We start from the raw sequence: 24,926 nt of genomic DNA, 5'->3' as shown, positions 1-24,926 counted from the left end.
GCCCGATGTGACGCTCAGCGGGCCGCCCGGTCGCGCACCGCGTCCGCCGCGAAGTTGAGCACCTCGGCCAGATCCTCCTCGTCGAGGAAGGGCAGATCGGTGAGGATGTCCGTCACCGACATCCCCTCCGCCATCATCGCCAGCAGGGTCGCCACCGGGACGCGGGACTGCCGCACGCAGGGCGCGCCGCCCATCACCTCGGGGTCGATGGTGATCCGGGGAAACGTCACCGGCACAGGCTAGTCCCTCGCCATCGCCCGGGAGATCACCAGCCGCTGGATCTGGTTGGTGCCCTCGACGATCTGGAGCACCTTCGCCTCGCGCATGTACCGCTCGACCGGGTGGTCGGCCACGTACCCGGCCCCGCCGAGCACCTGCACCGCGTCGGTGGTCACCCGCATCGCCACGTCGGTGGCGAACAGCTTCGCCTTGGCCGCCTCGATCGAGTACGGCCGGCCGGCGTCGCGCAGCCGGGCCGCCGCCAGGGTCAACGCCCGCGCGGCGGAGATCTGGGTGGCCGCGTCGGCCAGCAGGAAACCCAGCCCCTGGAAGTCGATGATCGACCGGCCGAACTGCTGCCGCTGGCGGGCGTAGCCGACCGCGTAGTCCAGCGCCGCCTGGGCCAGGCCCACCGCACAGGCCGCGATGCCCAGCCGCCCCGAGTCCAGCGCCGACATCGCGATGGTGAAACCCGCGCCCTCCCCGCCGATCAGCCGCTCGGCCGGCACCCGGGCGTCGTCGAAGGCGATCTGCGCCACCGGCGACGAACGCAGCCCCATCGTCCGCTCGGCCGCCTGCGGGGCGATGCCCGGCGTGCCCCGGTCGGCCAGCAGGCAGGAGATGCCCTTCGGGCCCGGCCCGCCGGTCCGGCAGAACACGTTGTAGAAGTCCGCCACCTGGGCGTGCGTGATCCACGCCTTGACCCCGGTGACCCGGTAGTCGTCGCCGTCGCGGACCGCCCGGGTGGTCAACGCGGCGGCGTCCGAGCCGCCCTGCGGCTCCGACAGGCAGTACGCCCCGAGCAGCTCCCCACCCACCAGCTCCGGCAGCAGCTTGCGCTGGGCGTCGGTGCCGAACGCGGCGAGCGGGTAGCAGGACAGGGTGTGCACGCTGACCGCCTCGGCGACCGCGAGCCACCGGCCGGCGAGGATCTCCAGCACCTGGAGGTAGACCTCGTACGGCTGGGCCGCGCCGCCGTGCTCCTCGGCGTACGGCAGGCCCAGCAGGCCGGCCCGGCCCAGGGTGCGCAGCACCTCGCGGGGGAACTCGGCGCGCTCCTCGAAACCGGCGGCCCGGGGCGCGAGTTCCCGGTCGGCCAGTTCGGTGGCGAGGTCGAGCAGGTCGTGGGCCTCGTCGGTGGGGAGGATGCGGTCGACAGTCATAGCGCGATGAGCTCCAGAGGTGGGTGAGCCGTCGCCCGTCGTCCGTCGGGCGCCACCCCGCAAGCTTAACGGTCGTTCGGGTCGGGGCCCAGTCCGGCGTCTGCCGGCACCCCGGTGAACCGCGCCCGCCGCAGTTACGTACCACCTGACGCCTTCCCCGGTCCCGACGAGCCCGACCGGAGTCCCCATGCACCGACGCGCAGCACTGACCTCGACGGCGGTGGCCCTCGCCGCGCTCGTCGCCGGCTGGGCGGCCCTGACCGTCCCCACCGCGAACGCCGAGACCGACGCCGCACCACCGGCCGCCACCAGCCCGGCCGGCACCGCGACGCCCGCCCCGCCACCGGCCCCCGCCACCGCGACGCCGGCCGCCGCGCCCGCCGGGTCCCCGGTGGACCGGCACGGCCGGCTGCGGGTGTGCGGGGTGCACCTGTGCGACGCGGCCGGCGAGCCGGTCCAGCTGCGCGGGATGAGCAGCCACGGCCTCCAGTTCTTCCCTGACTGCCTCAACCCCGACTCGCTGGCCGCGCTGCGCACCGACTGGCGGGCCGACTTCGTCCGGGTGGCGATGTACGTCCAGGAGGGAGGGTTCGCAACCGACCCGGCCGGCTTCACCCGCCGGGTCGACGAGGCGGTGCAGACCGCCAGCGCGCTGGGCCTCTACGTGGTGGTCGACTTCCACGTCCTGACCCCCGGCGACCCGCTGGTCAACCTGGACCGGGCCCGGTCGTTCTTCGCCGAGGTCGCCGCCCGGCACGCCGCACGGACCAATGTGCTCTGGGAGATCGCCAACGAACCCAACGGGGTCGACTGGGCCACCATCAAGAGCTACGCCGAGCAGGTCATCCCGGTGATCCGGGCCGCCGACCCGGACAGCGTCGTGCTGGTCGGCACCCGGGGCTTCTCCTCCCTCGGTGTCTCCGAGGGCGCCGACGAGACCGAGGTGACCGACGACCCGGTCGACGCCGGGAACATCATGTACACGTTCCACTTCTACGCCGCGTCCCACCGGGACCTGCAACGCGACACGGTGACCCGGGCCGCCCGGAGCCTGCCGCTGTTCGTCAGCGAGTTCGGCACCCAGACGTTCACCGGCGACGGCCCCAACGACCTGGACAGCGCCACCACCTGGCTGGACCTGCTACAACGCCTGAAGATCAGCTACTCGATGTGGAGCTACTCCGACGGCCCGGAGAGCAACGCGGTGTTCCGGCGGGGCACCTGCGCCGGCACCGACTTCACCGGCACCGCCGTGCTGACCGAGTCGGGAGCGTTCATCCGCACCCGGCTGCGGCGCTGACCGGTCGCCGGGTCCGTCAGCCGGCGACGACCGCCGAGACCCGGCGGACCCGGTCGGCGTGGGTCAGCACGTCCACGCTGTCGACGTACTGGTCCACCGCGCCGACCAGCGGCCGGGCCCGCAGCGCCGGGTCGACGATCGCGGCCCGCAGCGCGGTAGCCAGGCGCGGCGCGTCCAGCACCAGGAAGGGCCGCCCGTGAAAGGGCCGGGCCGCGACGTCGACCGGCCCGGCCAGCCCGGTGTCGTTGGTCCACCCGGCGACCGTCTCCAGCGCCCGCACCAGCCCCGCCTGCCGGTGCGGCCAGTCACCCGGACCGAGCGCGTCCCCCAGCGCCGCCACCACCGGGCCGGCGTCCGGCAGCGCGGCGAACACACTGCCGAGCCACTTGTCGTACGGCGGCCAGCGGCGACGGACCAGCAGGCCGAGCCGCATCAGGTCCCGGGCCACCCGGGCGGCCACCAGCCGGCTGCCCAGCTCGTCACCCACCTCGGCACACCTGCCGACGAGATGCTCGGCCTGCCCCACCCGGGTCCACCCGGCGGCCAGCACGTGCCGCCACACGTCGTCCGGATACCAGGCCAGGGCGGCCCGGACCGCGCCCACCGTGCCGGACAGGCCGTCGTGGAACACCGCCCCGCCGGTCAGCTCGGCCAGCCGCTGCGTCGGCAGGGACAGCCAGTCGTCGGTGGTGACCGCGACGCGCGGATCGAAGCCGAGCCGGCCCCGCAGCCAGTCCCGCCACGGGAACACCTGTACCCCGCTGCGGTCCCCGCCGACGTCGGGCACCCCCAGCCGGGCGGTCGGCCAGCTGAGGAACCGGGTCGGCCGGCCCAGGAACGAGGCCGGCAGATCGGCCAGCGCCGCCCGTACCGACGCCACCTCGCTCGCGTCGGCCAGGAAGACCTGCGCCCGGGGACCCCAGTCGTGGTCGGTGGAGCGCTCGGTGTCCAGCCCCAGCAGCTCCGAACCGCCGTCGAGCAGCCCGGCGGAGTAGCGCAGCCCCGGCAGACGCCGCGCCAGCAGCGGCCCGACGACCTCGTCGTGGAAACGCCGGCACAGCACCAGAGCGGGCACGAACTCCATGCCCGCAGTCTCGCCCGGCGGCAGCCGTGCCGTCACGCCGGTTTCCCCGACGTGCCGACCGTGGCGGGTACGGCCGGTGGGCGTCCCCCATGTCGTCGGTTAGGTGTGCCACGCTGTCGGGCGTGGCAGACCAACAGCCGATCCTGCTGATCGACGCCCCCAGCCTCTACTTCCGGGCCTACTTCGGGGTGCCCGAGTCGGCGGCACGGACCGACGACGGCCAGCCGGTCAACGCCGTGCGCGGGTTCCTCGACATGCTCGCCCAACTGGTCCGCACCCGCCGGCCCGACCGGATGGTCTGCGCGCTCGACCACGACTGGCGGCCCGCCTGGCGGGTCGAGCTGCTGCCGTCGTACAAGGCGCACCGGGTCGCCCCGGCCGGCGGCGAGGAGGTGCCGGACACCCTCTCCCCGCAGGTGCCGGTGATCCTCGACGTGCTGGCCGCGATCGGCATCACCGCCGTCGGCGCGACCGGCTACGAGGCCGACGACGTGCTGGGCACCCTGTCGGTCACCCAGCCCGGCCCGGTGGAGGTGGTCTCCGGCGACCGGGACCTGTTCCAGCTCGTCGACGACGAGCGCCGGGTCCGGCTGCTCTACATCGGTCGTGGGGTGGCCAAGCTCGACGACTGCGACGACGCCGCCGTCCGGGCCCGCTACGGTGTCCCCGCCGACCGGTACGCCGACTTCGCCGCCCTACGCGGTGACCCGAGCGACGGCCTGCCCGGGGTGCCCGGGGTGGGCGAGAAGACGGCCGCCCGGCTGATCGACCGCTACGGTGGCCTGCCCGGCATCCTCGCCGCGCTCGACGAGCCCGGCTCCGGGTTCGCCCCGGGGCTGCGCGCCAAGCTCGACGGTGCCCGCGACTACCTGGCGGTCGCCCCCAAGGTGGTCCGGGTCGCCACCGACGTTCCGCTGCCGGCACTGCCGACCGCGCTGCCGACGGCACCCGCCGACCCCGACCGGCTGCTGGAGCTGGCCCAGCGGTGGAACCTGGCCGGCTCGTGCCGGCGACTGGTCGACGCCCTCGCCGCGCGGCCCTGACCGGCCGCCGGCGTCCCGACGCCGGTCAGCGTGGCGGTGGGGCGTCCCGGCGGGACGGGAACGGGGTACCCGGCCGGCCCAGGGTGGTCGACCGGGCACGCAGGCCCACCGGGTCGGGGGCCGTCTGCGGTTCGACGACCGGCGCGTCGACCTGCCGGGCCTGCAGGTAGGCGGCGGCGGCCCGGTCGTCGTCGGTGGGCGCGGCCAGCAGCGCGTAGACCAACCCCACCACCACGAAGATCACCGCGAGGACGATCGGCACCAGCAGGGTGCTCACCCCCGCGCCGGTCACCTCGCCGCGCTGCCCGTGCAGGTGCACCGACAGGGCACTCATCCCGGTGAAGTGCATGCCGTTGACCGCCACCCCCATCAGCAGGGCGGAACCGACGATCGCCAGGCCCCGGCGGACGGTCATCGCCAGCCACAGGGCCACGGTGGCCGCGACGATGGCGATGGCCACCGACAGCCCGACCCGGGTGGCGTCGTAGTTCAGGTCACCGTTGAGCCGCATCGCGGCCATCCCGGTGTAGTGCATGGCCGCGACGCCGATCCCGGTGAACAGGCCGCCCCCGAGGACCTTCGCGGCACCGAGCCGGCCGGTGCCGACGATGGCCAGGCCGATCCCGACGGCGGTGACGGCGATCACCGTGCTCGCGGCGGTCAGCGGCACGTCGTAGCGGATGCGGGTGCCGGTGACCGCGAACCCGAGCATGGCCATGAAGTGCATCGCCCAGATCGCGGTGCCACCGATCGCCCAGGCGGCCAGCAGGCCCCACCAGAACCGCTGGCCGGAACCGGTGGCGGTACGGATCCGCCCGGCACAGACCAGACCGAGGAACGAACCGAGCACGGACAGCGCGTAACTCAGCGCCGGTGTGATCCACCCGTACTCAAAGTGATTGATCTCCGCCACGGCGGTCTTCCCCCCACTCGTTACCGGCGCGTAGGCGACCGCGCCCGAGCAATGATCGGGGAGCCTGCAAGCAGGCGCAACAGCGACCCCCCGGCAATCCGGGGGGTGCTGTCACGGTGACCGTCCGATGCGTCGATTCACCGCCCGACGGTGACCGAAAGTGATGATCAGGCGGAGGGGTAATGGGCGAGTACGCCCCGGTTCACGGCGGCGATCGCCTGCCGCGCGGTAGCCCGCAACTCCGTCGACGCCCCACCGGAGTCGGATAGTTGACCGAGCAGGTCGGCGACCTGTCGGGCCCAGCGGACGAAGTCCCCGGCCGGCATCTCCCCGTCGAACTGGTGCCCACTGGCGAGCACCTTGGCCAGGGTCTCCCCCCGCGCCCACCGGTAGATCGGCCAGGCGAACCCGAGATCCGGCTCCCGGGTGGCGGTCAGGCCCCGCTGCGCCTCGTCGGCCTCGATCTCGCTCCACAGCTTGAGCGTCTCGTCGACCGCGTCGGCGACCGGCCCACGCGGCAGCGACGCCCGCTCGTCGACGTCCCGCCGGGCCTCGAACACCACCACCGAGACGGCGGCGGCCAGCTCCGCCGGGGACAGACCGTCCCAGACGCCCCGCCGCAGACACTCGGCGACCAGCAGGTCGGCCTCCGTCCAGATCCGGCCCAGCATCCGACCGGCGTCGGTCACCCCACCGTCGGCGGACAGGTAACCCCGTGCCGTCAGCAGGGCGACGATCCGGTCGAAGGTGCGGGCCAGGGAGCCGGTGCGCCCCGACACCCGCTGCCGCAGCTCGTCGGTGTCCTTCTCCAGCCGCCGACGCCGCTCCGCCCACCGGGCGTGGTCCTCCCGCTCCGGGCAGGCGTGGCAGGGGTGCCGCCGCAGCTCGGTGCGAAGCTGGCTGAGCCGGTGGTCCTCACCGGCGGCCTGCTTGGACCGGCCGCCCCGCCGGCCACCGTGCCGGTCCAGCCCGGTGCCGCTGACCTCGGCGGCGAGATCCCGCCGCGCGGCCGGCGAGCGGTGGTTGAAGTGCTTGGGCACCCGGATCCGGGCCAGCACCTCGGCCGGGGTGGTGAAGTCGCCGGGACTGACCCGCCCCGCCCAACGGTCCTGGGTCAGCACCAGCGGCCGGGGCTCACCGAACCCCCCGGTCGCCGGATCGAGGACGACCGCGAGCCCGGCCCGCCGCCCGGACGGCACCCGGATCACGTCACCCACCCGCAACCGCTCCAACGCCGCCACCGCGGCGGCCTTGCGCTGGGTCTGCCCCTGCCGGGCGATGGCCCGCTCCCGGTCGGCGATGGCCACCCGCAGCGCGAAGTACTCGTCGAAGTCACCCTGGTGACACGCCGCCTCGGCGCCGTACGCGTCGATGGTCTCGGTGTTGCGCTGCACCTGGCGGGCCAGCCCGACCACCGACCGGTCCGCCTGGAACTGGGCGAACGACGACTCCAGCAGCGCACGCGCCGGCTCGGCGCCCACGCTGCCGACCAGGTTGACCGCCATGTTGTACGACGGCCGGAAGCTCGACCGCAGCGGATAGGTACGGGTGGAGGCCAGGCCCGCCACGTGCCGGGGATCGGTCTCGGGTGACCACACCACCACGGCGTGCCCCTCGACGTCGATGCCCCGCCGCCCGGCCCGCCCGGTGAGCTGCGTGTACTCCCCCGGGGTCAGATCGACGTGGGCCTCGCCGTTGAACTTGACCAGCCGCTCCAACACCACGCACCGGGCCGGCATGTTGATGCCCAACGCCAGGGTCTCGGTGGCGAAGACCGCCTTGACCAGCCCCCGGACGAACAGCTCCTCGACGACCTCCTTGAACACCGGCAGCATCCCGGCGTGGTGGGCGGCCAGGCCACGTTCCAAGCCGTCGAGCCACTCCCAGTAGCCCAGCACGCTCAGGTCCTCGCCGGGGATCGCGGTCACCCGGGACTCCACCACCCGACGGATCTCGGCGCGTTCCTCCGCCGAGGTCAGCCGCAGACCGGCCGCCAGGCACTGCTGCACGGCGGCGGCGCAGCCGGCCCGGCTGAAGATGAACAGGATCGCCGGGAGCAGCCCCTCCCGGTCGAGCCGGTCGACGATGTCCGGACGCAGCGGCCCCCGCCAGCGCGGCCCCCGCCGACCGCCGCCGGGACCGGCACCGCGCCCCTCCCCCAGCTCCAGCCGGCGGGTCTGCTCCCGGGTGTAGCGCAACAGCTCCGGGTGCACGTCGTGCTTGCGGGCCGCGTCGGCGTCGTGGAACAGGTCGAACATCCGCCGGCCGACCAGCATGTGCTGCCACAACGGCACCGGCCGGTGCTCACTGACCACCACCGCCGTCTCACCGCGCACCGTGACCAGCCAGTCGGCGAACTCCTCGGCGTTGGAGACCGTCGCCGACAGCGACACCAGGGTCACCGAGGAGGGCAGGTGGATGATCACCTCTTCCCAGACCCCGCCCCGGAACCGGTCGGCGAGGTAGTGCACCTCGTCCATCACCACGTAGGCCAGGCCGGCCAGGGTGGTCGACCCGGCGTAGAGCATGTTGCGCAGCACCTCGGTGGTCATCACCACCACCGGGGCGTCCCCGTTGATCGCGTTGTCGCCGGTGAGCAGCCCCACCTGGGCGGCGCCGTAACGCTGCACCAGGTCGTGGTACTTCTGGTTGGACAGCGCCTTGATCGGCGTGGTGTAGAAGCACTTGCGCCGGGGAGCCGGGGACGCGTCCCCGGCCGGCGACGCCGCACCCGGCACACCCCGCAACGCCAGGTGCACGGCGAACTCGCCGACCACCGTCTTGCCCGCCCCGGTCGGGGCGCAGACCAGCACCCCGCTGCCCCGCTCCAGCGACTGGCACGCCTCACGCTGGAAGTCGTCGAGGTCGAACCCCAGGTCGAGGGTGAACTCCTCCAGGGCCGGGAACTGGGCGGCCTGGGCAGCCCGGCGACGGGCCTCGGCGTACCGCTCGGCGGGGCTCGACATGTCAGCAAGATTAATCGGTACCACCGACACCCACCGCCCAAGGCCGTCCGGCACGGCCGTCGGGGCGGGTCGGTAGGGTGCACGACGTGCCGGATCATGCCGAACCGTCCCCCACCCCGAACGGCGTCACGCACGCCACCCGGGCGGGCGCGTCCCGCCATCGCGTCCAGGCGGTGCTCTTCGACTTCCACGGCACCCTCGCCCAGGTCGAACCGGCCCACGACTGGGTGGTCGCCGCCGCCGCGACGTGCGGGGTCGAGCTGGAGCGGATGCGGGCCACGGCGCTTGCCGACCGGCTGCTCACCGCCGGCCGGGCCGGCGGCCCGCTGCCGGCCCGGGTACCGCCCCGGCTCGCCGAACTCTGGGCCGACCGGGATCTCTACGAGCACGCCCACCGGGCCGCGTACACCGGGCTGGCCGAGACGGTGGACGCCGGGATCGACGGCTTCGCCGAGGCGCTCTACGAGCGGGTGCTGACCCCCGACGGCTGGGTGCCCTACCCGGACACCGCGCCGGTGCTCACCGCGCTCCGCGACGCCGGGATCCCGGTGGCGGTGGTCAGCAACATCGGCTTCGACATCCGCCCCCACTTCGCAGCGTGGGGCCTGGCCGACCTGGTCGACGCGTACGCGCTGTCGTACGAGGTGGGGCGGTGCAAGCCGGACCCGGGCATCTTCCTGCGCGCCTGCGGGATGCTGCGGGTGGACCCGGAGCGGACGCTGATGGTCGGGGACACCCCGGCCGACGCCGGGGCGGTCGCCGCCGGCTGCGGGGTGCTGGTGCTGCCGGCCGCCGGACCGGGCCGACCCAGCGGCCTCGGCACCGTGCTCGACCTGGCCCTGCCCTCCCCGTGACCGGCTCGTCCGGCCGGGCGACGGCGGTCGGGCTGGTGCTCGGCGGGGCGTTGTCGGTGCACTTCGGCTCCGCCGTCGCCGCGCTGCTCTTCCCCCGGGTCGGCGTCCCCGGCACGGTCACCCTGCGGCTGGCCATCGGGGCGGCGCTGATGCTGCTGGTCTGCCGCCCCCGGTTGCGCGGGCACGACCGGGCCGACTGGCTGGCCGTCGGCGCGTTCGGGCTCGCCCTGGCCGGCATGAACTCGGTCTTCTACCAGGCCATCGAACGGATCCCGCTCGGCCCGGCGGTGACCCTGGAGGTGCTCGGGCCGCTCACCCTGTCGGTGCTGACCGCCCGCCGGTGGACGGCCTGGTGCTGGGCGGGTCTCGCGCTGGCCGGGGTGGCGCTGCTGGGCCAGGGCGGCTTCGACCGGCTGCACCCCGTCGGCGTCGGCCTCGCGCTCACGGCCGGTGCGCTGTGGGCCGCGTACATCGTCTGTTCGGCGCGGGTCGGCGGGCGGTTCCCCCGGGCCGACGGGCTGGCCCTCGCGCTGGCCCTGGCCGCGCTGCTGTCGCTGCCGTACGGCCTGGCCGACGCCGGGGCCCGGCTGTGGCATCCGGGGGTGCTGGCCCTCGGGGCGGGGCTGGCGCTGCTCGCCTCGGTGCTGCCCTACACGCTGGAACTGTTGGCCCTGCGCCGGCTGGCCACGTCGACCTTCGCCGTGTTGATGAGCCTCGGTCCGGCGCTCGCCGCGCTCGCCGGCTGGCTGATCCTGGGGCAGGACCTGCACCCGGTCGAGGTACTGGCGATCGGCCTGGTGGTCGTCGCCAGCATCGGCGCGGTCCGCGCCGCCGCCCCCCGGGGGCCGCTCACCGCAGCAGACGCACCGCCCGAGGCACCGCGCTGATCCGTACCGGCAGGTCCAGGGACCGTTCCCCGTCGGCGTACGTGGTGATGCCCTCGGCGGCCAGTTCGACGGTGCGGGCCCGGAAGCTGCTCGCCAGCGGATGCGTCACGTGGGTGCCCGCGTAGATGCGGGGTTTGACCCGGATCAGGGTGCGCCTGTCGAAGCGACCGCCGACCACCACGTCCAGCAGCCCGTCGGTGAGGTCGGCGGCGGGGCAGATCCGCATACCGCCCCCGTAACGGGCACCGTTGCCCACCGCCACCAGCACCGCGTCCACCTCGTGCGCGACACCGTCGAGGCGCAGCGTGTAGCGGCGCGGGCGCAACCGGGCCAACTCGACGAGGATCGCCACATCGTACCGGCGGGGGCCGCGCGGCCAGCGCATCCGGTTGGCCCGCTCGTTGACGATCGCGTCGAAGCCGGCGGCGAGGACCGCCCCGTACCAGCGGTGGGTGCCGTCGCCGCCGGTCATCCGGGCCAGGTCGACCGCACGGGTACGGCCGGCCCGCAGCGCGGCGGCGATCACCGCGACGGCGGCGAGTGGATCGGCCGGGAACCCCGCGTCGGCGGCGAAGTCGTTGCCGGTGCCGACCGGCACCGGGGCGAACGGCACCGGCGTGCCGCCTACCGCCTGCAGCGCCCGGTGGACGGTGCCGTCGCCACCGACCGCGACCAGCGCGGACGCACCGTTGGCGACCGCCGCGTGGCAGGCCGCCTCGGCCCCGGCGGGGTCGCGGGCGGTGAGCAGTTCCACCGGGTGGCCGGCGGCGGCGAGGCCGTCGAGGACCCGGGGCAGCAGCGCCCGGTGCCGCCCCCGGCCGGCGACGGGGTTGGCGAGCACGGCGACCGGGCCGGCCGTCCGGCGATCGTCTGCGGTCACGGCGAGCACCGTACCGGCTCGACCGGCCCGTGGGCCGACCCCGATCCCCCCTCTCGACGGGTGGAGTGGGCCATCACCCCTAAGGCATCCTAGGCTGCTAGGTGGGTTCCCTCAGCTACGGCCTGCTCGGCAGGGGGAACGTGGTGGCCGTCATGCTCTCGGAGAGGGCCCAGAGGCGGCGGGCGAGTTCGGGGTCTCGGGCCGCCTTCGACGGAGTGGTGACCCTGGGGCGGCCCCGGGACTGGGTCACGCCGCTCGGTGAGACGTAGCTGTTGCCGGGCAGGTCGGCGGTGGCGGCGTGCACGGTGGTCCGGGCGCCGCCCACGTCGGACTGGGACAGGGGGCGCAGCAGGGCGTTCGTCCAGCGGGCCGCCCGGCTGCCGCCGTGACTGAGCAGGTTGGTGGCGGCCAGGCCGGGGTTGGCGGCGGTGGCGAGGACGGCCGAGCCGGACGCGGTGAGGCGGCGCTGGAGTTCGGCGGTGAAGAGCAGGTTGGCGAGCTTGGACTGGGTGTACGCCGGGAACGGCCGGTAGGGGCGGTTCCTCCAGTGCGGATCGTCCAGGTCCAGGGTGCCGGCCCGGTGCCCGCCGGCGGACACGGTGACGACCCGGCCGGTGATCCGCGGGAGCAGTAGGTTGGTGAGGGCGAAGTGGCCCAGGTGGTTGATGCCGAAGTGCGGTTCGAAGCCGTCGACCGTCAGATCCGGCGGTGGCATCATCACCCCCGCGTTGTTGATCAGCACGTCGACGGGTTCGGTCCAGGCCGCAGCGAACGCGCGGACCGAGGACAGGTCCGCCAGGTCGAGGCGCCGCACCTCGGCCCGGCCGGGCATGTCGGCGGCGGCGGCGCGGCCCCGGTCCAGGTCGCGGACCGCGAGAACGACGCGGGCACCCCGGGCTGCCAGGGTACGGGCGGTGGCGCGGCCGATGCCGCTGTTGGCTCCGGTGATCACGACGGTACGCCCGGCGAGAGATGGTGTCATACGTCGAGGGTCGTCTGGTGCCGGCCGGGTAGCCAGGGCCCGCCGCTACGGTAGGAACGGCGTTACCAGGCAACCCGCCGGGAACGCGGCCATCATGGGGCCATGACGAACGATCTCGGCAGTCTTCTGCGGGCGTGGCGGGACCGGTGCTCCCCCACCGACGTGGGCCTGTCCGGGCACGGGCGGCGTCGGGCGCAGGGGCTGCGCCGTGAGGAGCTGGCCGGGTTGGCCGGGGTGAGCGTCGACTATCTGGTCCGCCTGGAGCAGGGCCGGTCGCGGCGGCCCAGTCAGCCGGTCGTGGCCGCGCTGGCCCGCGCCCTGCAACTCGACGAGGCACAGAACGCCCTTCTGCACCAGGCCGCCGGGCTGCCGGTGCCGGCCGGCCGGGTGGTGCCGGTGCACATTCCGCCCGGGGTCCAGCGGCTGGTCACCCGGATGACCGACTACCCGGTGGCGGTCTACGCGGCGGACTGGAGCCTGATCACCTGGAACACCATGTGGAGCGCCCTCTGCGGTGACCCGGCGGGCAGTCCGGCCGCCGACCGCAACGTGATCCGGGCGACCTTCTGCGCGCCCCCGAACTGGGCTGACACCCACGGGCCGGACGAGGAGATCGAACGGGCGCTGGTCGCCGACCTGCGTCAGGCCGTCACCACCTATCCGCAGGACGAGGAGCTGCGTACCCTCGTCGCCGAGGTCTCCGCGGCCAGCCCGCGCTTCCGGGACCTGTGGCGGTCGGGCGCGGCGGGACGGCATGTCAGCTCCCGCAAGACGGTGCACCACCGGCTGGTCGGTGACCTGGAGCTGGACTGTGACGTGCTGACCGTCACCGGCTCCGACCTGCGGATCACCGTCTACACCGCGGCGGCCGGCAGCGCCGCCGCCGAGCGCCTGGAGTTCCTGCGGGTCGGCGCGGTGCACACGGTCACGCCGTGAAACAGGTCCGGACGATCCGCGTCAGCGACCTCACACCGGACAGTCGGTCCGCCACCGCCCCGGCCACGTTGACCTGGGCCCTCCGTACGGGCGTCGAACGTCAGGAACGTCGGGATCATCCTCGGCGTCACCACGCGTTCCGAGATTCCTCACGGGCCGGACGTACGGGGCAGGGATGGTCGTTGCGCGTCCTTTCGATCTGACGACGTCGACGACTCAACTCCGGTCAGCCGATGTCGGCCGGCACGGACGGGTGTGACACCGGCGGCGGGTGGAGGCGTTGCGGCGGGTGATGCGTCGACGTCATCAGCTCGAAAGGACGCGGACCACCCACCGGTCCCGCCCGCCGGTGCCGGGCCCCACCGTCTCCCCGTCCCCGCAGGGGCCCGACACCGGCCGACCATCCCGCCGGCCGGAGCCGGCGGTGGCACACGCCACCGCCGCGCCGGGTCCGGGTCGGACGGGTCAGCCGTGGGCCTTCTGCTGGCAGGGGACGCAGAAGCGGGCCTGCGGCAGCACCTCCAGCCGTTCGGCGGGGATCGCCACCTGGCAACGTTCGCAGCGGCCGTAGCTCCCCTCGGCGATCCTGCGCAGCGCGCCGGCCAGGTGGTCCAGGCTCTGCCGGGTGGCCGCGATCAGCGCGCCCCGGGTGTGCGCCTCGGCCGGGTCGCCGGTGTCGGCGGTCAACTCGGTCAACCGGGCGGTCTGCGACGCGAACTGGTCGGTGAGGCTCTGGCGGAGCATGGTCAGCCGGTGCTGGTCGGTCTGGTCGTGCAGATCGGTGCTCATGGACGGGTCCTTTCGGGCTCGGTGTCCGGGTACGGGGTCGGGAAAAACAAAAAGGGCCGAAGCCTGCTGGCTTCGCCCTGGTGGCCGTTGCGGAGGATGTCCGGTCTCCGGGTGGGCCACGCCCGGCGGGGATCGGGCTCGGCCGCCGGTGGGTGGGCACGACCACCGCCACCGGGGAACCGGTGGCGGTGATGCGGGGGCTGACGGCCGGGTACATGGGGGCAACCATAGGCCGGGTCCGGGAGAAAACCAACGGATAACCACCGTCGGCCCGGCCGCTCCCGGACCGCGTCGGCGGCACGGACGCCCGGCCCGACGGCTGTGCTTACATGGGCACCATGGCACAGCCGGTGATCCTCACCATCGACGACGACCCCGCCGTCTCCCGGGCGGTCGCCCGCGACATCCGCCGCCGGTACGGCGACCGCTACCGGGTGGTCCGGGCCGACTCCGGCCCCGGCGGCTTGGAGGCGCTGCGGGAGATCAAGCTGCGGGGCGAACGGGTGGCGGTGATGCTGGCCGACTACCGGATGCCCGAGATGAACGGCATCCAGTTCCTGGAGGCCGCGATGGACCTCTTCCCCGCCGCCCGCCGGGTGCTGCTGACCGCGTACGCCGACACCGAGGCGGCGATCGACGCGATCAACGTGGTCGACCTGGACCATTACCTGCTCAAGCCGTGGCACCCGCCGGAGGAGAAGCTCTACCCGGTGGTGGACACCCTGCTGGAGGCCTGGGCGGCCAGCCCCGACCAGGCCAGCGACGAGATCCGGGTGGTCGGGCACCGCTGGTCGGCCCCGTCGTTCGCGGTCCGCGACTTCCTCGCCCGCAACCTGGTGCCCTACCGCTGGCTGCTCTCCGACGACCCGGAGGGTGGCCGGTTGCTCGCCGCCGCCGGGGCCGACGCCACCGACGTGCCGCTGGTGGTCACCCCGGACGGCAAGGCGCTGGTCGCCCCGACGGAGGCGGAACTGGCGGCGGTGGCCGGGCTCACCGTCGCCCCGTCCGCCGACTTCTACGACCTGGTGGTGGTCGGTGGTGGGCCGGCCGGGCTCGGCGCGGCCGTCTACGGGGCGTCGGAGGGGCTGCGCACCGTGCTGGTGGAGCGGCGGGCCACCGGCGGCCAGGCCGGGCAGAGCAGCCGGATCGAGAACTACCTCGGTTTCCCCGACGGGGTCTCCGGTGCCCAGCTCACCGACCGGGCCCGCCGGCAGGCGCTGAAGTTCGGCGCGGAGCTGCTCAGCACCCGCGAGGTGGTGGGGCTGGAGAGCGCCGGGGCGGCCCGGCTGCTGCACTTCGGCGACGGCAGCACCATCGCCGCGCACACGGTCGTGCTGGCCACCGGCGTGTCCTACCGGGTGCTCGACGCGCCCGGCCTGGCCGACCTGACCGGGCGCGGGGTGTTCTACGGCGCGGCGTCGACCGAGGCCCCGAGCTGCGTCGACCAGGACGTCTGGATCGTCGGCGGGGCCAACTCCGCCGGCCAGGCGGCGGTGCACTTCTCCCGGTACGCCAGCCGGGTGCACCTGCTGATCCGGGGCGCCGACCTGACCGCGTCGATGTCGTCGTACCTGATCCAGCAGCTGGACCGGATCGACCGGATCGTGGTCCACCCGTACACCGAGGTGGTCGGCGGCGACGGTGACGGGCACCTGGAACGGTTGCGGCTGCGGGACACCCGCGGCGGCGACGTCCGCGAGGTGGACGCCTCGTGGCTGTTCATCTTCATCGGCGCGGAGCCGCGCACCGAATGGCTGGACGGGGTGCTGGTCCGCGACGGGCGGGGCTTCATCGTCGCCGGCCCGGACCTGACGGCCGGTGGCCGCAAACCACCGGGGTGGACCCTCGCCCGCGACCCGTACCACCTGGAGTCGAGCCTGCCCGGGGTGTTCGCCGCCGGTGACGTGCGGGCCTCCTCGGTCAAGCGGGTCGCCTCGGCGGTCGGTGAGGGTGCCATGGCCGTCTCGCTGGTACACCGCTACCTGGAGGCACAGTGAGCGACTCCGACGAACGACTCACCCCGGACCAGGTGCGGGAGCTGTTCCTGTTCGCCGCCCTCGACGCCGACCAGCTCGACTGGCTGGCCGAACACGGTCGGGTCGAGCACCGGGCCGCCGGCACCGTGGTCTACGCCGAGGGCGAGGAGGCGACCTGCTTCTTCACCCTGCTGTCCGGCACGGTGTCGATGAGCCGGCGGGTGCACGGCGACGACCTGGAGGTCACCCGCACCGACCAGCGCGGCGTGTACGGCGGGGCCACCCAGGCGTACCTCGGTGGGCAGGTCGACCAGGTCTACCTGAACACGCTGCGGGCGGTCACCGACGCCGCGTTCCTGGTGCTGCCCGCCGAGACGTTCGCCCACGCGGTACGCACCTGGTTCCCGATGGCCATGCACCTGCTGGAGGGGCTGTTCTTCGGGATGCGTGACACCCAGACCATCATCGGCGAGCGGGAACGGCTGCTCGCCCTGGGTTCGCTGTCGGCCGGGCTCACCCACGAGTTGAACAACCCGGCCGGCGCGGCGGTACGGGCCACCTCGGCGCTGCGGGACCGGGTCGCCGGGATGCGGCACAAGCTGGCGATGATCGCCGACAGCCGGCTCGACGGCCGGCGGCTGCACACCCTGGTGGAGTTGCAGGAGGAGGCGGTGAAGCGGGCCGCCCGCGCGCCGCAGCTGTCCCCGATGGCGGCCAGCGACGCCGAGGACGCCCTGGCCGACTGGCTGGACGAGCAGCGGGTCACGGCCGGCTGGGACCTCGCGCCGACGCTTGTCGCCGCCGGCCTGGACACCGCGTGGCTGGAGCAGGTCCGCGAGGTGGTCGGCCCGCAGGACCTGGAGTCGGCGGTGCGCTGGCTGTCGTACACGTTGGACACCGAGCAGTTGATGGCCGAGATCGACGACGCGGTCACCCGGATCTCCACCCTGGTCGGTGCGGCCAAGCAGTACTCGCAGCTCGACCGGGCCCCGCACCAGGTGGTGGACGTGCACGACCTGCTCGATGCCACCCTGGTCATGTTCAAGGCGAAGGTGCCGCCGGGGGTGCGGGTGGTCCGGGCGTACGACCGGGACCTGCCCCCGATTCCCGCGTACGCGGCCGAGCTGAACCAGGTGTGGACGAACCTGATCGACAACGCGCTGTCGGCGATGGGCCCTGCGGGCACCCTGACGCTGCGCACCGGCCGGGCCGGCGACCTGCTGGCCGTCGAGATCGTCGACACCGGGCCGGGGATTCCCGAGGCGGTCCGGCCGCGTATCTTCGAACCGTTCTTCACCACCAAGGCCGTCGGTGAGGGCACCGGGCTGGGGTTGGACATCTCGTACCGGATCGTGGTCAACAAGCACCACGGCGACATCCGGGTGGACAGCGTGCCCGGGTCGACCGTGTTCCGGGTGCTGCTGCCGTTCACCGCCCCGGCCCGCGCCACCGACGCCCCGGGACGCTGACAGCGAATCCGGCCGTCCGGGGATACTGTGATCGCGCGGTCACGGAGGATAATGGTTCGTCGCCGCCGGAGGCAAGTAGTGGTTCCCCTCATGTCGCCGGGGAGTGCCCGGCCATACGCTCGGCCACGGGGGGTCTGCCGTCCGCCGCAACCGGCCGGCAGGTCGCCGTACCCCGTCCCCGACGCAGGCGGAGGCTACCGTGACCATCGACCGGGTGACTACCGGGCCGGCGAACGCCGGCACCGCGGTCGGCTACACCGTTGAGGAACTCGCCCGCAAGGTGGGCATGTCGGCGCGGAACATCCGCGCCCACCAGGCCCGCCGGCTGTTGGCACCCCCGGTGCGCCGGGGCCGGGTCGCGCTCTACGACGACTCCCACGTGCGCCGGCTGGAGGCCATCCTGACCCTGCAACGGCAGGGTTTCAACCTGGTCTCCATCGAGGCGATGCTCGGCGTGCGGGGCGGCGACGACACCCCCGACGGGCTGACCGCGATGCTGCAACGGCTGGCTGCCGAACGGCCCGCGTTGACCCACGCGTTGACCCGGCACGGGGTGATCGGCCGGGCGCCGGACGGGACGGTGCGCACGGTGCGGCCCCGGCCGTTGCGCGCCGCGTTGGACCTGCACCGGGTCCGGATGGGGACGGTGCCGGCGTTGCAGGCGCTCAGTGAGGTGCTCGACAGCGTCCGGCCCCTGGCCGACGAACTGGTCGCGGAGGTCACCGCCCGGATGTTGACGCTCGCCCCCGAGCTGGGTGGCGGCGGGCCCCGGCCGTCGTGGTCCGACGGGGACCGGGAGACGATCCTGCTGACCCAGGGGGTGGTCAACGTACTCACCGAGGCGTTCCGGTTGGCGGTGGAGCACCAGGCCGAGGCGCACATCGCGGGCCTGTTGGACACCAACGCTCCACAGCAGACATCCGTCGGGGAGGGCGCTCTGGCCGACAAGGGCTGACGTCGCCGCGGCGGCCCGGGTCAGCGGTCGGTGTCGTCGAACCGGGACACCCAGGCGACCAGACCGGAGCGGGACTCCACGCCCGCCTTGCGGTAGATCCGGGTCAGGTGCGCCTCCACCGTGCGGGGGCTGATGTGCAGCTGACGGCCGATCAGCCGGTTGGTGACGCCGGTGCTGGCCAGCCGGGCGATGTGCCACTCCCGGTCGGTCAGGGCGGTCTCGGCGAGCGCCCGCACCGGCCTAGCCAGTCGCAGGCCGACCCGTTCGGTGCCGCACCGGGCGGCCAGTTCCTGTGCCCGGCGACGGGCCCGGCCGGCGGGGCCGTGCTGGTCCACCGCCTCGGAGGCGCGGGCGATGGCGACCAGGGCGAGGCTGTGCCGCAGTGTCATGCCGGCGGCCCGGAACCGGTCCGCCGCGGTGCGCAGGTACGGCAGCGCCGTCAGCACCTCGCCCCGGGCGAGCAGCACCTCCCCGTACGCCGACTCGGCGAAGGCGTGCTGGCCGGGCAGGCCGAGCAGGTCGGCGGCGGCCAACGCGGCGCGGGCCCGCCGGTACGCCTCGGGCAGGTCCCCGGCGGCCAGGGCGGCGGAGCAGAGCAGTTCGTGCCACATCGGTCGCAGGGAGGCCTGCAGGCGGGTCAGCCGGCTGTCGCCACCGGCGTCGGTGAGCATCTCCACGCAGGTGTCGGGATCCCCGGCGAGCAGCGTCGCGGTGGCCAGCGCGGTCGCCGCGGTCCGGCCCGACCAGCTGTCGAGGTCGTTGGCGAGCTCCACGGAGGTGCGGGCCAGGGCCACCGCGCGCTCGTCGTCACGTGGGCCGCCCCGCCACGCGGTGGCCTGGGCCTCGAAGGCGAGGGCGAAGCTGAGCAGGGAACGGCTGCCGATCCGGCGGGCGATGCCGCCGGCCTCGGTGGTCAGCCCGATCACGGTGGCGAGCTGCCCCCGGTGGTAGGCGACCTGGCTGCGGCCGAGCAGCAGTTGGCAGAGCCCGTCGTCACGGTGGGCGTCACGGACCAGGGTGATCCCCCGGTCGAGGTGCCGGGTGGCGTCGGCGGGTCGTTCCAGGAACAGCTCGGCCAGCCCGACCGCCAGCAGGCAGTCGGGGCGCTCGCGCAGGTCCCGGTCGGGCAGCGCGTCGACGATCGGCGTGCCGGCGGCGAGCAACTCCCGGGCGATCCGCACCTCGCCGTCGTGGGCGGCGGCGAGCCCGCGGACGGCGAGCAGGCCGGCCCGGTCGATGCCGCTGGCCTCGCCGTCGGGTGCGCCGCCGGGCACAGGCGACGGGTGACCGGACAGGATGCCGATCGCGCCGAGTTCGGTGGCGAGCTGGAACGCCCCGGCGGTCGGTGTCCCGACCAGTTCCCGGCGGCTGATCGCGGCGGCCTCGGCGTAGTTGCCGAGCAGGCGCTCCACCCGTACCCACTGGGCGACGGCTGCGGTCCGGCGGCCGGTCGGGTCGACGGGCAGTTCGGGGACGACCTCCCGCAGCAGGGTGCGGCTCTCGGCGAGGTTGCCCATCTCGCCGGTGATCCGGGCCAGCAACAGGGTGACGGCGTGCCGGCTGTCCGGGGAGCCGGCCGGCGGGCGTACCGCGCGCAACGCCGTACGCAGCCAGCGGACGGCCGACTCAGGGGCATCGCCACGGATCTCCTCGGCGGCCCGGCAGAGCACGTCGACGTAGGGTTCGACCGGCCGGCCGTGGGGCAGCCCGAGCAGGTGTTCGGCCTGCGCCGCCCGCTCGGCCGGCGGGGCCTGCCGGGCGAGCAGCACGGTCAACGCCCGGTGGTGCGCCTCCGCCCGCCAGGCCGGGTCGGTGTCCTGCGCGACCGCCGCACGCAGCACCGGGTGTCGGAAGGTGAACCGTGCCGTGGTCGGGACGACCCGCAGCAGGTCCCGGCGGACCAGACGCCAGGCGGACTCGGTCACCTGCCCGGCCGGCAGCCGGGCGACCTCGGCGAGCAGGTCCACCCCGCACGGGGTGCCGCACACGGCCGCGGCTCGCAGGCAGGTCGCGTCGACCGGGGACAGGCCGGCCCACTCGGCGCGCAGGGTGGCCACGGCCCGGTCGGTGAGCCGGGGCCCGGTGGTCGGCGCAGCGTCCCGGTCGCCGTCGGCCGGCCCGACGCCGGCCAGCGCGGCGAGGTAGCCGGGGTTGCCGGCGGCCCGGTCGTGGCGGCGGCCCAGCTCGGCCGGGTCCTCGTCCGGGTACAGCGCGACGGTTTCGGCGAGGCTGAGTGGTCCCAGTTCGATCCGCTCCCGGCCCCGGCCGCCGGGGACGCCGGCCTCGGGCGGGCCGAACGGCATCGCGGTGTCGAGCTGGCGGGGCCGGTAGACCAGGATCAGCAGCAGCGGCGCGGGCACCGGGTAGCGCAGCAGGTGGGCGACGAGCCCGGTGGACGAGGTGTCGGCCCAGTGCAGGTCGTCCAGGACGAGGGCCAGCCCGTCGCGGGCGGCCAGGGTGAGCAGCCGGCGGGCCAGTTGGTAGGTGCGGAACTGGCGTACGTCGAGCGGGGCCGGCAGGCCGTCGGGCACGACGGTGGAATGCTGCGGGTCGGCGCTCACGGGGTGGGGGGCGCCGAAGGCGTGCCGGAAGACGTGGAACGGGATGTCCCGCTCGGCCTCCACGCAGGTGCCGACGGCCCGGGGCAGGGCCGGGACGCAGCCGTCCAGCGCGGCGTGGACGAGGCGGGTCTTGCCGATTCCCGGGTCGCCGACGACCTCGCACACGACCTGGGTGCCGGTGCGGACGCTGTCGGCGTGGGCGGCGCGGATGCGGGCGACCTCCGGCCGCCGTCCGACGAATGGTGAGCCGGACAGCGCATCCTCCAGCCCAGCTGCCGTCACGCAGATCACGTGTATTCCCTGCGACCCTCCAATGGGGATTGCCGGGACTATACCGGTGGCCGGAAACACGAGGAACATCGATGTCGCGGGGGTGACCGAACGATTCGGCCCGCTGACCGTACGGGTGGGGGAATCGGCCGTTTCCGCTGTGGCGTCGGGCGTTTCCGGCGTCGGCCGACGGTCAGCGGGTGGGCGGGGTGACCGGCAGCGCGGCGATCATTCGGATCTGCGCGGTACGGGACTCGTCGATGCGCCGGGCCAGGTCGCGGACGGCCGGGGCGACGGCCACCGCCAGGTGTGCCCGGGCCAGCGCGGCGGCCTGCCGCTGCTGCGGCACCAGCACCGCCACCAGGGCGGCGTCGTAGCCGGCGTCCGGGGTGCCGCGCAGCAGTGCCACCGGATCGGGGGTGTCGCCCGGGTCGGGGTGGGCGTGCCGGTGGCGGTCGCCGGCCGGTCCGGCGGCGGCGATCCACTGCCTGGCCTGGGCCACCTCGTCGGTCTCGGTGGCGTCGATCGCCGCGACGAGGGTCCGCAACCGGGGTTCCCGGACCCGCTGTGGTGCGGCCCGGACGATGGCCAGGGTCCGTTCCTGGTGGGCGGTCATGGTGTGCAGGAACACCAGGTCGAGTCCGTCGACCACGGTCGTGGTGCCCGACGGCGCGGGGGTGGCCGGGGGCGCGGTGGGCGCGCATCCGGCGAGCAGCAGGGCCGCCACGGCGACCACGGCGCTCCGGCGTCGGCGGGCGGGCCGGTCGGCGGGCACGGGTGGCCGCCCGCCGCCGGCCCGTCCGGGGCCGGCGGCGGGTGGGGACGCGATGCCCGGTCGGCGCGGCGGCATGGTCGACGGCCGGGTCAGATCCGGGTCCACAGGGCGGGCACGTACGGCGGTTCCCAACCCGGCAGGGCGGTGTGCGCCTGCCGGCACCGGTAGCTCACCGCCTGGTAGGTGACGACGTCGCCGACCTGGTAGCTACGGCCGGCCGTCCAACTGCCACCGGCGGTCGGCGGGGCGGTCGGGGTCGGGGTGGCGGTACGGGTGGGGGTGGGCGTGGGGGTCCGGGTCGGCGACGGACCCGGCGTGGGGGTGGGTCCGGTTCCGCCGATCTGCACGTCCACGCAGGAGTAGAACGCGTTGGCGGTGTCGGCGATGTTCCAGACGGCCAGGATCTTCTGTCGGCCGGTGAAGCCGCCGAGGTTGACGGTGTGCGAGACGGTGGCGTCGGGTTGCCGGCCGCCGCCGTCGACGACGCCGACCCGGGTGCCGCCGATGAAGTACTCCCAGGTGCTGGTGGCGTGCCGGGCGGTGTTCACCCAGGTGAAGGTGACCGTGCTGCCGACCGGGGTGGCCGGCCAGCCCCGGTTGTCGTCGTTCAGGACGTCGAACTGGGTGATCCCGGCGTTGCAGCTGCGCAGGCCCTTGACGCCTTCGACGCTCTGCGGCTCGTAGCGGATCTGACCGCAGTCGGGCACCTTGCCCTGGGCGCAGAGGGCCTGGCGGCTGGGCGGGGCGGAGACGTAGCCGTGGGCCTGGGCGGGCGTGGCGAGGCCCAGGGAGGTGACGACGGCACCTGTCGTCACCAGGGGGACGGTGATCGTGCGGCGCATGGGCACTCCTCGACGGGGGGATTGCCACCACGGTAAATTAAAGTTTGTTAACAGTAAAGACGTCTTTCTGTTTTCGACATCGGATGCGGCGCTCCCCCGGGACTGTCCCGACCCGCGACGGGTATCCGCGCCCGCATGGAGTGCCGAGGGCGGGTTCTCGGGATCTCGGCGGACGTCGGCGCCGGCCACGACACCGCAGCCGGCGAACTGGCCAGCCGGCTGCGGGAACGCGGCCTCACGGTGGACCGGCTGAACCTGCTGGACGTGCTGCCGCGCCCGGTGCGCTGGATGTTGCGGGAGGCGTACCGCGACGTACTGCGTCGACTCCCCCGCGGCTACGACGCGCTGTTCACCCTGACCGCCCGGTCCCGGCTGTCCGTCGCGCTGATCCGCGGCCTGCTACGACCGGTGCGACGCCGGATGGGCCGGGCCATTCCGCCGGACACCCTCGCCGTGGTGACCACCTACCCCTTCGCCAACCAACTCCTCGGACCGCTGCGGCGGCAGGGCCGGCTCACCGTCCCGGTGGTCAGCTACGTCACCGATTTCGCCCTGCACCCCACCTGGCTGAGCCCCGGCGTGGACCGGTACTACGCGCTGCGGCACGCCGAGGCGCCCCCACTCGACGCCGACACCCCGGTCACGACGGTGCGACCGCTGGTGTCACCCGCCTTCCGCGGCGCGCACCGCACCGACCGGCGGCAGGCCCGTCGCCGGTTCGGGCTGCCCGAACAGGACCGGCTGGCGTTGATCGTCGCCGGGGCGTGGGGCGCCGGGGACGTCGAGACCACGGTGGCGGAGGTCGGCGCGACCGGCTGGGCCCGACCGGTGGTGGTGTGCGGGCGCAACGTCCCGCTCTACGAGCGGCTACGCCGGGACTGGGAGCACGTGTTCGGCTGGGTGGACGACATGCCGACCCTGATGCGCGCGGTCGACGTCGTGGTGGAGAACGCGGGCGGCCTGACCTGCCAGGAGGCGCTGGCCGCCGGGGTGCCCGTGGTGACCTACCGGCCGCTGCCCGGACACGGGCGGGCCAACGCCGGCATCCTCGCACGGGCCGGCCTGACCCGACGGGCGGCGTCGGCGGAGCAGTTGCGGCCGGCGCTGGCGGAGACCGCCGGCCGGCGCGACCGGACCGCCCCGCTGTCCGTCGACCCGGCCGACGTGGAGGCACTGGTCACCGAGATGGCCGCCGCACCCGGTGACGGCCGGGCGTACCACCGGCCACGCCGGGGCCTCGGCGACGCCGTGGCGGTGGTCGCGACGCTGCTCGCCCCGACGCGGGGCCGCCGGTGAGGCAACGGACGGCGGGCCTGCTGGCGGCGGGGCTGGTCGCCGTCGGCGCGGGCCTGCACGGGGCACCGGCGGTCACCGCGCTGCCGGTGCTGCGGGGGCGGCTGCTGCACCGGCTCGACGGGGTGGGACCGCCGGACCGGATCGCGCTCACCTTCGACGACGGCCCCGACCCGCGGTCCACCCCGCACTTCCTGGCGGTGCTGGCCGCCCACCGGGTCCGGGCGACGTTCTTCCTGCTCGGCACGATGCTGCGCCGGCACCCCGAGCTGGGACGGCGGCTGGTCGCCGCCGGACACGAGGTCGCCCTGCACGGCGGGGAACACCGCAACCTGCTGCTGCGGGGGCCGCTGGCCACCGGCCGGGACCTCGCCGCCGCCCACGAGCTGACCGTCACCGTCACCGGGCAGACCCCCCGGTTCTACCGCCCGCCGTACGGGGTGTCGACCGGGCCGGCCCTGCTGGCAGCCCGCCGGTTGGGTCTGCGGCCGGTGCTCTGGACATGCTGGGGACGGGACTGGACCCGTACCGCCGACGCCCGGTCGGTGCTGGCCGAACTCCGTCGCGGACTGCGTGGCGGCGGCACCGTGCTGCTGCACGACTCCTCCTGTGCGGCCGCGCCCGGCGCGTGGCGGTCCGCCCTCGACGCCCTCCCCCACCTGCTCGACGAGTGCCGGCGACGGGGGTGGACGGTGGGCCCGCTCGGCGACCACCTGGACGCGACGTGACCCTCGCGGTGCTGGCCGCGCTCGTCGCGGCGTTCGCGTTC

The 24,926-nt window shown here is 74.5% G+C and carries 21 protein-coding genes; 10 read left to right on the top strand and 11 right to left on the bottom strand.

Going from position 1 to position 24,926, the window contains the following annotated elements; genetic code table 11:
• Positions 1 to 14 precede the first annotated feature (14 nt).
• Positions 15 to 230, bottom strand: a complete 216-nt coding sequence (locus tag ACN268_RS05540) for a DUF433 domain-containing protein (protein ID WP_088647100.1) — start codon at positions 228 to 230, stop codon at positions 15 to 17.
• A gap of 9 nt (positions 231 to 239) precedes the next feature.
• Complete coding sequence (locus tag ACN268_RS05535; RefSeq protein ID WP_421482053.1) at positions 240 to 1,382, bottom strand: acyl-CoA dehydrogenase family protein; 1,143 nt, start codon at positions 1,380 to 1,382, stop codon at positions 240 to 242.
• Positions 1,383 to 1,569: 187 nt separating this feature from the next.
• Here ACN268_RS05535 and ACN268_RS05530 point away from each other — a divergent pair, with 187 nt between their 5' ends.
• A complete protein-coding gene (locus tag ACN268_RS05530) occupies positions 1,570 to 2,682 on the top strand; it encodes a glycoside hydrolase family 5 protein (RefSeq protein ID WP_421482052.1) in 1,113 nt (370 codons plus the stop codon).
• Between the two features lie 16 nt (positions 2,683 to 2,698).
• On the opposite strand, the gene ACN268_RS05525 is transcribed toward ACN268_RS05530, so the two are convergent.
• Positions 2,699 to 3,766 carry a DUF4037 domain-containing protein gene (locus tag ACN268_RS05525; protein ID WP_421482051.1) on the bottom strand — a complete coding sequence of 356 codons (1,068 nt, stop codon included), beginning with the start codon at positions 3,764 to 3,766 and terminating at the stop codon, positions 2,699 to 2,701.
• Positions 3,767 to 3,855: 89 nt separating this feature from the next.
• Here ACN268_RS05525 and ACN268_RS05520 point away from each other — a divergent pair, with 89 nt between their 5' ends.
• Complete coding sequence (locus ACN268_RS05520) at positions 3,856 to 4,809, top strand: 5'-3' exonuclease (RefSeq protein ID WP_421482049.1); 954 nt, start codon at positions 3,856 to 3,858, stop codon at positions 4,807 to 4,809.
• Positions 4,810 to 4,834: 25 nt separating this feature from the next.
• Here the strand turns inward: ACN268_RS05520 and ACN268_RS05515 are convergent, their stop codons facing one another.
• Both ACN268_RS05515 and ACN268_RS05510 read right to left on the bottom strand, forming a co-directional pair.
• Positions 4,835 to 5,722 carry an MHYT domain-containing protein gene (locus ACN268_RS05515; protein ID WP_421482048.1) on the bottom strand — a complete coding sequence of 296 codons (888 nt, stop codon included), beginning with the start codon at positions 5,720 to 5,722 and terminating at the stop codon, positions 4,835 to 4,837.
• A 167-nt stretch (positions 5,723 to 5,889) separates the two neighbouring features.
• Positions 5,890 to 8,688 carry a DEAD/DEAH box helicase gene (locus ACN268_RS05510; RefSeq protein WP_421482047.1) on the bottom strand — a complete coding sequence of 933 codons (2,799 nt, stop codon included), beginning with the start codon at positions 8,686 to 8,688 and terminating at the stop codon, positions 5,890 to 5,892.
• Between the two features lie 86 nt (positions 8,689 to 8,774).
• On the opposite strand from ACN268_RS05510, the gene ACN268_RS05505 reads away from it, so the two are divergent.
• Together ACN268_RS05505 and ACN268_RS05500 are read left to right on the top strand one after the other, a co-directional pair.
• Positions 8,775 to 9,542 (top strand): HAD family hydrolase, encoded by a 768-nt coding sequence (locus ACN268_RS05505; protein ID WP_421482046.1) that lies wholly within the window; start codon positions 8,775 to 8,777, stop codon positions 9,540 to 9,542.
• The gene (locus ACN268_RS05500; RefSeq protein WP_421482045.1) at positions 9,539 to 10,429 is read left to right on the top strand and encodes an EamA family transporter; all 891 of its coding nucleotides are present in this window, start codon (positions 9,539 to 9,541) and stop codon (positions 10,427 to 10,429) included. The genes ACN268_RS05505 and ACN268_RS05500 overlap by 4 nt, the downstream gene beginning before the upstream one ends.
• On the opposite strand, the gene ACN268_RS05495 is transcribed toward ACN268_RS05500, so the two are convergent.
• Both ACN268_RS05495 and ACN268_RS05490 read right to left on the bottom strand, forming a co-directional pair.
• Positions 10,392 to 11,318: a diacylglycerol kinase family protein gene (locus tag ACN268_RS05495; protein WP_421482044.1), complete on the bottom strand. Its 927-nt coding sequence runs from the start codon at positions 11,316 to 11,318 to the stop codon at positions 10,392 to 10,394. The two genes, ACN268_RS05500 and ACN268_RS05495, sit on opposite strands and share 38 nt — an antisense overlap.
• A gap of 106 nt (positions 11,319 to 11,424) precedes the next feature.
• On the bottom strand, positions 11,425 to 12,291 hold the full coding sequence (locus ACN268_RS05490; protein ID WP_421482043.1) for an oxidoreductase: 867 nt from the start codon (positions 12,289 to 12,291) through the stop codon (positions 11,425 to 11,427).
• 102 nt (positions 12,292 to 12,393) lie between these two features.
• Here ACN268_RS05490 and ACN268_RS05485 point away from each other — a divergent pair, with 102 nt between their 5' ends.
• Entirely contained in the window at positions 12,394 to 13,227 is an 834-nt protein-coding gene (locus ACN268_RS05485; RefSeq protein ID WP_421482042.1) for a helix-turn-helix transcriptional regulator, read from the top strand.
• A 465-nt stretch (positions 13,228 to 13,692) separates the two neighbouring features.
• Here ACN268_RS05485 and ACN268_RS05480 read toward each other — a convergent pair whose 3' ends face one another.
• Positions 13,693 to 14,016, bottom strand: a complete 324-nt coding sequence (locus ACN268_RS05480; RefSeq protein ID WP_421482041.1) for a TraR/DksA family transcriptional regulator — start codon at positions 14,014 to 14,016, stop codon at positions 13,693 to 13,695.
• A 338-nt stretch (positions 14,017 to 14,354) separates the two neighbouring features.
• Here ACN268_RS05480 and ACN268_RS05475 point away from each other — a divergent pair, with 338 nt between their 5' ends.
• From ACN268_RS05475 to ACN268_RS05465, 3 genes are all read left to right on the top strand, one after another.
• On the top strand, positions 14,355 to 16,013 hold the full coding sequence (locus ACN268_RS05475) for an FAD-dependent oxidoreductase (RefSeq protein ID WP_421482039.1): 1,659 nt from the start codon (positions 14,355 to 14,357) through the stop codon (positions 16,011 to 16,013).
• Complete coding sequence (locus ACN268_RS05470; protein WP_421482038.1) at positions 16,010 to 17,461, top strand: ATP-binding protein; 1,452 nt, start codon at positions 16,010 to 16,012, stop codon at positions 17,459 to 17,461. The genes ACN268_RS05475 and ACN268_RS05470 overlap by 4 nt, the downstream gene beginning before the upstream one ends.
• A gap of 199 nt (positions 17,462 to 17,660) precedes the next feature.
• Positions 17,661 to 18,416 (top strand): MerR family transcriptional regulator, encoded by a 756-nt coding sequence (locus tag ACN268_RS05465; RefSeq protein WP_421482037.1) that lies wholly within the window; start codon positions 17,661 to 17,663, stop codon positions 18,414 to 18,416.
• A 20-nt stretch (positions 18,417 to 18,436) separates the two neighbouring features.
• On the opposite strand, the gene ACN268_RS05460 is transcribed toward ACN268_RS05465, so the two are convergent.
• From ACN268_RS05460 to ACN268_RS05450, 3 genes are all read right to left on the bottom strand, one after another.
• A complete protein-coding gene (locus ACN268_RS05460) occupies positions 18,437 to 21,259 on the bottom strand; it encodes an ATP-binding protein (RefSeq protein ID WP_421482036.1) in 2,823 nt (940 codons plus the stop codon).
• 181 nt (positions 21,260 to 21,440) lie between these two features.
• Entirely contained in the window at positions 21,441 to 22,127 is a 687-nt protein-coding gene (locus tag ACN268_RS05455; RefSeq protein WP_421482034.1) for a DUF305 domain-containing protein, read from the bottom strand.
• The gene (locus ACN268_RS05450; RefSeq protein WP_421482033.1) at positions 22,112 to 22,864 is read right to left on the bottom strand and encodes a lytic polysaccharide monooxygenase; all 753 of its coding nucleotides are present in this window, start codon (positions 22,862 to 22,864) and stop codon (positions 22,112 to 22,114) included. The genes ACN268_RS05455 and ACN268_RS05450 overlap by 16 nt, the downstream gene beginning before the upstream one ends.
• Before the next feature lie 135 nt (positions 22,865 to 22,999).
• Between ACN268_RS05450 and ACN268_RS05445 the strand changes: the two genes are divergently transcribed.
• Together ACN268_RS05445 and ACN268_RS05440 are read left to right on the top strand one after the other, a co-directional pair.
• A complete protein-coding gene (locus ACN268_RS05445) occupies positions 23,000 to 24,160 on the top strand; it encodes an MGDG synthase family glycosyltransferase (RefSeq protein WP_421482032.1) in 1,161 nt (386 codons plus the stop codon).
• Positions 24,157 to 24,885: a polysaccharide deacetylase family protein gene (locus ACN268_RS05440; RefSeq protein ID WP_421482030.1), complete on the top strand. Its 729-nt coding sequence runs from the start codon at positions 24,157 to 24,159 to the stop codon at positions 24,883 to 24,885. Before ACN268_RS05445 ends, ACN268_RS05440 begins: the two co-directional genes overlap by 4 nt.
• The last annotated feature ends 41 nt before the right edge of the window (positions 24,886 to 24,926 follow it).

It is taken from the genome of Micromonospora sp. WMMD735, assembly GCF_049178995.1.
Taxonomy (GTDB): Bacteria; Actinomycetota; Actinomycetes; order Mycobacteriales; family Micromonosporaceae; genus Micromonospora; species Micromonospora wenchangensis.
This window is presented reverse-complemented; position numbering and strand designations above follow the sequence as displayed.

Bases quoted from the DNA above. Each gene is read 5' to 3' on its own strand.
- ACN268_RS05480 (WP_421482041.1), bottom strand. From the start codon at position 14,016: ATGAGCACCGATCTGCACGACCAGACCGACCAGCACCGGCTGACCATG.
- ACN268_RS05485 (WP_421482042.1), top strand. From the start codon at position 12,394: ATGACGAACGATCTCGGCAGTCTTCTGCGGGCGTGGCGGGACCGGTGC.
- ACN268_RS05475 (WP_421482039.1), top strand. From the start codon at position 14,355: ATGGCACAGCCGGTGATCCTCACCATCGACGACGACCCCGCCGTCTCC.
- ACN268_RS05445 (WP_421482032.1), top strand. From the start codon at position 23,000: ATGGAGTGCCGAGGGCGGGTTCTCGGGATCTCGGCGGACGTCGGCGCC.
- ACN268_RS05450 (WP_421482033.1), bottom strand. From the start codon at position 22,864: ATGCGCCGCACGATCACCGTCCCCCTGGTGACGACAGGTGCCGTCGTC.
- ACN268_RS05490 (WP_421482043.1), bottom strand. From the start codon at position 12,291: ATGACACCATCTCTCGCCGGGCGTACCGTCGTGATCACCGGAGCCAAC.
- ACN268_RS05520 (WP_421482049.1), top strand. From the start codon at position 3,856: ATGTCGTCGGTTAGGTGTGCCACGCTGTCGGGCGTGGCAGACCAACAG.
- ACN268_RS05525 (WP_421482051.1), bottom strand. From the start codon at position 3,766: ATGGAGTTCGTGCCCGCTCTGGTGCTGTGCCGGCGTTTCCACGACGAG.
- ACN268_RS05535 (WP_421482053.1), bottom strand. From the start codon at position 1,382: ATGACTGTCGACCGCATCCTCCCCACCGACGAGGCCCACGACCTGCTC.
- ACN268_RS05530 (WP_421482052.1), top strand. From the start codon at position 1,570: ATGCACCGACGCGCAGCACTGACCTCGACGGCGGTGGCCCTCGCCGCG.
- ACN268_RS05510 (WP_421482047.1), bottom strand. From the start codon at position 8,688: ATGTCGAGCCCCGCCGAGCGGTACGCCGAGGCCCGTCGCCGGGCTGCC.